The organism is Gelidibacter sp. (assembly GCF_039916245.1).
In the GTDB taxonomy this organism is placed as follows: Bacteria; Bacteroidota; Bacteroidia; order Flavobacteriales; family Flavobacteriaceae; genus Gelidibacter.
Genome location: NZ_JBDSLS010000123.1, coordinates 1 through 8,188 on the forward strand (window position 1 = coordinate 1; position 8,188 = coordinate 8,188).

General features: G+C 39.8%; 6 protein-coding genes. All 6 read right to left on the reverse strand.

What is annotated here, in order from left to right:
* Positions 1 to 1,008 (reverse strand): copper ion binding protein (locus ABIQ28_RS06305; protein ID WP_348036030.1); only part of this gene is annotated, 1,008 nt, incomplete at its 3' end.
* Between the two features lie 101 nt (positions 1,009 to 1,109).
* Positions 1,110 to 1,562 carry a heme-binding domain-containing protein gene (locus tag ABIQ28_RS06310; protein ID WP_348036031.1) on the reverse strand — a complete coding sequence of 151 codons (453 nt, stop codon included), beginning with the start codon at positions 1,560 to 1,562 and terminating at the stop codon, positions 1,110 to 1,112.
* A gap of 90 nt (positions 1,563 to 1,652) precedes the next feature.
* Entirely contained in the window at positions 1,653 to 2,231 is a 579-nt protein-coding gene (locus ABIQ28_RS06315) for a DUF3347 domain-containing protein (protein ID WP_348036032.1), read from the reverse strand.
* Between the two features lie 57 nt (positions 2,232 to 2,288).
* Complete coding sequence (locus ABIQ28_RS06320; RefSeq protein WP_348036033.1) at positions 2,289 to 4,682, reverse strand: multicopper oxidase domain-containing protein; 2,394 nt, start codon at positions 4,680 to 4,682, stop codon at positions 2,289 to 2,291.
* Positions 4,683 to 4,745: 63 nt separating this feature from the next.
* Positions 4,746 to 5,975 (reverse strand): TolC family protein, encoded by a 1,230-nt coding sequence (locus ABIQ28_RS06325; RefSeq protein ID WP_348036034.1) that lies wholly within the window; start codon positions 5,973 to 5,975, stop codon positions 4,746 to 4,748.
* On the reverse strand, positions 5,972 to 8,188 hold a 2,217-nt coding region (locus tag ABIQ28_RS06330), incomplete at its 5' end, for an efflux RND transporter permease subunit (RefSeq protein ID WP_348036035.1). The genes ABIQ28_RS06330 and ABIQ28_RS06325, both read right to left, overlap by 4 nt.

Here is an 8,188-nt window from a genome sequence, read left to right on the forward strand (position 1 = left end):
AGTTTTCTCCTCTGACGAAAGATCGGGTTGCTTCGGAACTAAATCCATTCCACATATGGGGCAAGAACCTGCTTCATCTTGTACAACCTCAGGGTGCATCGGACAGGTCCATTGCTCAGTGGTTATAACTGATAAGTTTTGCTCTTCGACCAAATCCATTCCGCATACAGGACAATCTCCTGCCTTGTCGTAGGTTTTATCACCTTCGCAATGCATAGGGCAATAAAAGACGCCAGTACCGACACCTTTGGGAAGTTTTTCCTTCTTAATTTCAGAAGGAGCAGGCGCTTCTCCCAAATTATAGATGCTATACGTCCCACCATCGTCTTTTAAAACCTTTTGAAACTTTTCGAGAGGGATATGGTTCTCCATTTCGATGGTCGCTTCTTTTTTCTCTAAATTGACGGTGGCATTATTTACACCTTCAATATTGGAAAGTGTTTTTTCCACATGGCTTCTGCAACCATTGCAGGTCATTCCCGATATGCTGTAAGTGTGTGTCATAATTCCTGCGGAGGCAGGAATCTCCTCATCCGTATCTTTCAATTTAAAATCCTCTCCCAAATTATGAATACTATATTTCCCCCCTTCATCCTTTAAAACCTTTTGAAACTTTTCGAGTGGAATAAGCTTCTCCATTTCGATGGTCGCCTCTTTTTTCTCTAAATTAACCGAAGCACTTATTACCCCTTCTATATTGGAAAGTGTTTTTTCCACATGGCTTCTGCAACCATTGCAGGTCATTCCCGATATGCTATAGCTGTGTCTCATAGTATCGGAAAGATGCGGTTGATCGCCTAGATTATCGATGCTATACTTCCCACCATCATCTTTTAATACTTTTTGAAGCTTTTCGAGTGGAATATGCTTATCCATTTCGATGGTCGCCTCTTTTTTCTCTAAATTAACCGAGGCACTTATTACCCCTTCTATATTGGAAAGTGTTTTTTCCACATGGCTTCTGCAGCCATTGCAAGTCATTCCCGATATGCTATATGTATGAGTCATTTGTTTAAATTTTTGATTCTTAAAGTTCCTATAAATATGAAAAAAACTACGGAGTAAAACCCCTACATTTTCGAAAAATCATTCCTCCGTACTCTACTTATTTATAAGCTGTCCTGAACGCTTTTCATATATTCAATTATACTCTGCTTTTCAACATCTGATAAAATGGCATCCCTATGAATCAATGTGTAAGTAAAAAGAGGCATCTCATCATTTCTAATTTGGCTCATGATAGATTTTAGCTTGCTGTTTTTTCTACGATTTGAATACGTGTCCCATTCACTGAAATTTAATTCTTTTTTCCCTTCCGTTATATGATCTTCTAAAAACCAAGCCGCTGGTTGAATTTTATTATACCAAGGATATACTGTATTATTACTATGACAATCATAACAAGATGTCTGTAAAATGACTGCAACATTTTTTGGAGTATTGTTCACTAACAAAAAATCGGTTTCAAATACAGCATCAGTTTGGTTTCGCTCTGTAGGCACAAACTGGATCCCCACAAAAACAACCAATAAAATTATCACGACGGGTTTTAAAAATTTCATAAGTCACCTCTCTTATTGACCTTAGGACATAAGACTTTTGAATTTCTTTCACTTAGTCTTATGTCTTAAGTCAATCAGTCTATAATTGTACTAGTTAATCTCTTTTTGTACTTCACCACATTTCATCATCTTGCTACCGAAATAAGGATTTCTTATTTCCTTTTCCATACTCAACCAAGCACCACCTTCACCATACATTGGGCAAAATTGCTGGTAAAGCGTACTAGCTGTCCCGGTAATAGCCACCATATCTGTAACATCCTTAGTTAGCATCTGAAAATGCTCACGTTGGTGGGCCATGTCACTTCTGCCAATATGCTCAGCATGCTCTGTTGCTGATTCAACAATCTCTTGCAGCTCTTTTTGCTCGTCAGATGTATAGCTATCTAATTTAAAACTTTTTAACGTACTTTCAAGTTTCTTTCCAGCATCGACAGCAGCCTTTTCATCGGTTGCAACTAAAGCATCTTTAAGCGCCATATAATCAGCCACTACTTGTTGGGATTCAGGATTTTGTACATCAGACGTAGAGGCACTTGCTTGCTCTTGACTCACTTCAGAGTCCGTTGTGACACTTGAGTCTTCCTTCTTGCCGTCTTTACAGGACATTGTTGTTAGGCCTACAAAAGCCATTGCCATAATTGTTGTTGTTACTCTTAAATTTCTCATTTTGATTGTCATTTTGATTTAAATTATTACTGGTTTATATAAAATTGTTACTTGCTATTAAAATCGTATAGATAATCCACCACCCGCTCCAAAACGGTTGTCATAGCTGGCCATCAGTGAAAAGTCTCGGGATAAAAAATATTCGACACCTGCATTCCAAACTACCTCATTAGCATAATTACTTCCAAATGGAAGAGAGTCCACCCAACCAAAATCTGCTTGATATTCATAGCTTCCAAAAATGGCTGTTCTTGGAAAGATCATTATTTCACGACTCAAACTGATTTGTGGTCGCAATTTGCTATCCATTCGAACATCCAAATTGAATAAATAGGGTGTTAGAAATCGAATTCCAGCAACAGCTGTGACAGAAAGTTCATCCAAGTTATCGTGCATTTCATTTTCCACATTAACACCACCAAACACCCTGAAATAATCATGTAGGTAGCGTTCGTATGAGACTTCTGCTTCTAAGTTTTGGTTCCAACCATATTCTGCGGAAATATTAAATTGATTTCGGAGATTAGAAGCCACCAAATTAAACGCTGCCATATGGGATGCCACATCCGCCATCGACCACACATAAAACCGATCGGCTTCATTAAGCAAGTTTTTAACTGGAAACTTTGCCATTCGTGGGTCGCGAGGCGTATCATAACTGACCACCCGCGCCATTCCGCTCATCATATGGTAGAGAATATGACAATGAAAAAACCAATCGCCATATTCATCGCCCTCGTTGCCGCTGAATTCTATGGTTATTTGTTCCATAGGTGGAACGTTAACCGTATGTTTTAATGGGGAATAATCACCATTTTCATTGATAACTCGAAAAAAGTGACCATGAAGGTGCATTGGATGATGCATCATCGTCAAATTATTGAACGTCATTCGGGTCACTTCGCCACCTTTTATTTCGATCTTATCAGCTTCGCTCAAGGGGACGCCGTTGATACTCCAAATATAGCGTTGCATATTTCCGGTAAGATTCAATAGGATTTCCTTTACGGGAAGATTTTTATCATAAGCCGTTTTTTGTGGCGATTTAAGATAATCGTAATTATATTCGGAAAACATGTTCATTCCGTCCATATGCATATGATCCATATTCACTTTTGAATCTTTCTTCATATCCATTTCAGAGTGATCCATTTTCATCGTGTCCTTCTTCATGTCCATTTTAGAATGATCCATTTTAGAGTGATCCATTTTATCATTCATTACAGAATCCTTAGGCATTTTCATTTCTCCATCATTCATGTGCATGCCTTTCATGTCATCCATCTTCATGTCGTCCATCTGCATTCCATATTCTTCCTTCATCTTGTAACGCTCATCTTTTTTGGGTTGAAATTTTAAGGCATGTGCACCCATTTTCATATCCATTTTGGCCATTTGTTGCATCATTTTTATTTTGTCAGGTTTCGGAATAACTTCAGCAGGAAGTGTTTCGCCTTTGCCGAAATAAGCTGTGGTCGTTCCAGAACCGTCTTGTACCATGGCTCGTAACTCAACTTTTCCATTTTGAGGAATAGTGATGATAAAGTCATAGGTTTCAGCCGTAGCGATAAAGGTTTTAGTGTGTTCAACCGGAATCACATCTTTTCCATCGGCAGACACCAACAAAGGCGGTTTACCACCAAAGGTCATCCAAAATTGTGAGGAAGCAGAACCGTTTATAATACGTAAACGCACTTTTTCCCCAGGTTTAAAATTGGGATATTCCATAGATTGCTCTCCATTAATCAAGAATGCAGGATAATACACATCTGCGATATCAGCACCGCCCATTCGTTGTCGCCAAAAATCGATTTGTGCTCCCAAAGCACCACGTGCAATGACCTTATTTAAGGGAGTTGCCGTACCCTTTTTCATTTGGTACCATTCGTTGCCACGCTTTAAGTTACGCATAACACTGTGCGGATTTTCGTTCGTCCAATCGGATAACATCAAAACCAAATCGTGATCATACTCCAGTGTTTTCTCTTTAGGACGTATTAATAGGGATCCAAAAACACCACTTTGCTCTTGGAGCATGGTATGGGAGTGATACCAATACGTACCTGATTGCCTAATAGGAAATTCATACTTGAACGTTGTTCCTGGTTTTATTGGTGGCGTGGTTAAATAAGGGACACCATCAAAAAAATTAGGTAACAGAATGCCGTGCCAGTGTATAGAAGTCTCCACATCCATCTCATTTTTCACATAAATAACCGCATATTCGCCTTCGGTAAATTCCAAAGTGGGCCCTGGAATCGTGCCGTTAATGGTCATTCCTTTGACTTCTTTTCCTGCTTTGTTAACCATTTCTTCCTTAATCGTCAATGTGTATTCGTGAACGGGTAGATTTTTATTATTTCCTTCGTTGGACTGCTCATAATTATTCTGACCCAAAATGGTTTGGCATCCCAATAAAACAAGTATCAACATGTGTTTTACAGTTCTCATTTTCAGTTTTTTATTAAATCTACTTCAAGTATTCCTAATATATTAACCCATCTAAATAAACTTTTAATTCGCCAAATAGTTAATAAGTGCCGATTGCATATAATAAAGTTGCGTGGTTTCAATTTGTCCCATTTGAAATTTTAACTGTAGCTCCTGAATATCCAATACATCTCTAAAATCAATGGTTCCGGTCTCATAATTCTTGATCAAGATGTCTTCCGCATCTTCCGCTTGTTTCAGATTCTTTACTTGGGTGTTAAATTTAATTCGTGCCTGATTGCGTTGGGAAATTGCTTTTGATAATTCAGAAGTCAGCATGTTTAAGCGTTCGTCCTTTTCAGATAGTATTTCCTGCTTACGCAAGTCGTTTTGTCTGGTTTGAGAACGGAATTTTTTGTTGAAAATGGGAATCGAAAGCGACACCATTGGCATTACCATATCTTTATAGGAACTGGTAATCATGGGGCTATTATCTTGCTTAATATACTCCACTCCAAAACCTACCATCGGGCTACTTTCTTTCTGATTCAATACCTCAGACTGTTCAATAGATTCATACAGTTTGTCGTATTTGAGCAATTCTGGGTTTAATGACAAGGCATCGTAGCTTTGAAAATTATCGTCTGCTGGGATTTCCAGAATAGAAGCTACAGACACATCTTTATCATAACCCCGGTTCAGCAAACTGTTCATGGCTGCCTGAATGCCTTTGTTTTGCTGAATTAGAATCTCTTTTTCCTGAATAAGTTCATTTTGCCGCATCTGCAGTCGTAAGACATCCACGGCCGACGCCTTTCCAACTTCTACAGAATTAAGCGCCAAACGTTCATAGGACTGTAATAGCGCTATGTTTTTATCAAGAAAGATTTGTTTCGCTCTAATTTCATAAAGCTGATAATAAAACTCGGAGATGGAAAGTGCCAATTTTCGTTTGGCGATAGTCACTTCAACATATTGGGCATCGGCCATGGAGGACGCATAGTTTTCCCGCGCCGTTATCGTTCCAAACCAAGGCAACATTTGCATAACGGATGCCCTAAAAAGTTCCATCGGCATATCCATTTCCGGCATTATAGCCATTACTCCAAGGTTAAATTCGGTATTGGGCAAACTGTTGGCTTCATTTACTTTTTCAGAAGCAATCTGATACTGAAAATCAAACTTTTGAATTTCAGGGTTATTAGTTAATGCTTCGTCAATGAGGCTCTGCAAATCTTGGCTTTGAACTGTAAGAACAAAGCTCAAGGTACTAAGCATTAGGAGGGCTTTAATATGTGATTTAATGTATTTCATTTTTTTGCTCTTTTAAGTTTAACTTCAGCTCTCCAGCTAAATAATACTGGCACTACAAATAAGGTGATCAATGCGATAAGCATCCCACCAAAACTTGGAATGGCCATAGGAATCATAATATCACTCCCACGTCCTGTAGAGGTTAAAACTGGTAATAATGCCAACATGGTCGTGGCGGTGGTCATCAAACATGGACGGATCCGTTTCATTCCTGCCTCGACAATTGACGAACGTATTTCGGCCACATTATCTGGCTCGTTTTTATCAAAAGTTTGGGTAAGATACGTGGCCATTACCACACCATCATCCGTAGCAATCCCGAAGAGCGCAATAAATCCAACCCAGACGGCAACACTTAAATTGATGGTGTGCATTTGGAACATCTCTCGTAAGTTTTCTCCAAAAAAGTTAAAGTTCAAAAACCAATCCTGACCATAAAACCAAATCATCAAAAAGCCACCGGCAAACGCTACGGCAATCCCAGAAAACACCATTAACGAGGTTGCAACCGAACGGAATTGGAAATAAAGGATCAAGAAAATGACCACCAAGGCCATTGGCACGATCACAGAAAGTGTTTTTTCTGCCCGTAACTGGTTTTCATAAGTTCCCGTAAACTGATAACTGATGCCTTTGGGAACCGTCAGCTCACCATTGTCTATTTTATCCTTGATCAAGGCCTGGGCATTTTCAACGACATTGACTTCGGCATAACCGTCAAGTTTGTCAAATAAAACGTGTCCTATCAAAAAGGTATCCTCACTATTAATCATCAATGGCCCTTGCTCGTAACGGATATCTACAAGTTCCCCCAAGGGCACCGGCTTGCCCTTTTCTACGGGCACATAAATATTTTTTAGATCTTCGGGATCCGCACGTAACTCTCGTGGATATCGGACACGGACACCATAACGCTCTCTTCCTTCCACCGTTTGCGTCAATGGCATGCCACCAACTGCAACCTGTAGAATTTCCTGAACTTCGCCAATGGTCACACCATATCTCGCCAGACGATCGCGTTTAATATCTATGAGTAGATAAGGCTTTCCGACAATACGATCGGCAAAAACGGCCGATACTTTCACACCTTCGGCGTGCTTTAAAATTTCTTCCAGTTCAATCCCAAAAGCTTCAATTTCGCGCAAATCTTGACCTTTGACCTTAATTCCCATCGGGGCTCGCATTCCAGTTTGCAACATGACCAAACGGGTTTCGATAGGTTGCAATTTAGGCGCGGAAGTCACTCCTGGAAGTTTAGTCACCCGCACTATTTCATTCCAAATATCATCTGGCGATTTTATTTCCGGTCGCCAGTTTCTATAAAATTCGCCATCATTATCAGGAATAAGATCTTGGTCGGATACAAAAAAGGTATCTGTAGTTTCTGAATTTTGATTTTCCTTAGCTGCTTTCGTATTTGGATTAACAACCAGGCTACCATCTTTCAAAACAAATAACCCATCTTTATTCACTTTAAATCGTTGGCGCTTGCCATCTTCATTAAGTGCGTATTCCGACTTATAATTAATGATATTTTCATACATCGATAAAGGCGCTGGATCGAGCGCAGATTCGGTACGTCCTGCCTTCCCGACCACTGTTTTAATCTCTGGAATACTGGCTACTGCCATATCCAATTGTTGCAATATGCGTTTATTCTCTTCCACGCCCGAATGCGGCATCGAGGTCGGCATCAATAAAAAGGATCCTTCATTTAAGGATGGCATAAATTCCTTACCCGTATTCTGCCAAATCAAGACCCCACATACAACGATAAGCGTTGGTAGCGATAAAAATAATAGCTTATTCCGTAAGGCCCAGCGCAGAATTCGCGTATAGTAATGTTGAAACAACCAGAAGCTTCCTAATAGTCCAAAACAGATCAGGCCCACGAATAACAGGTTCCAAAAGATGCTCTTATCTACGCCAAGCGGACGCCAGAATTCCGCCAACAGGAAGACCACTGCAAACGCAGCAATGAATATGTTTATGGTATTGGCACGCTTGTCGGATAGGGTGATTTTGTCTGAAATCTTGGAAGCAATCTTCTCGTCCTTCAATAAACCGGTGATGCCAAATCCAATTAAAATAAGGCCCAACCAATATCCAAAAATGATGGCTGTAATGCCCAGAATTATCAGCAGCCCTTGAATCAGATTACCAGTAACTTTTTTAATGCTTCTTTTGCGGAATAAATAAGCCGCAAATGGCGG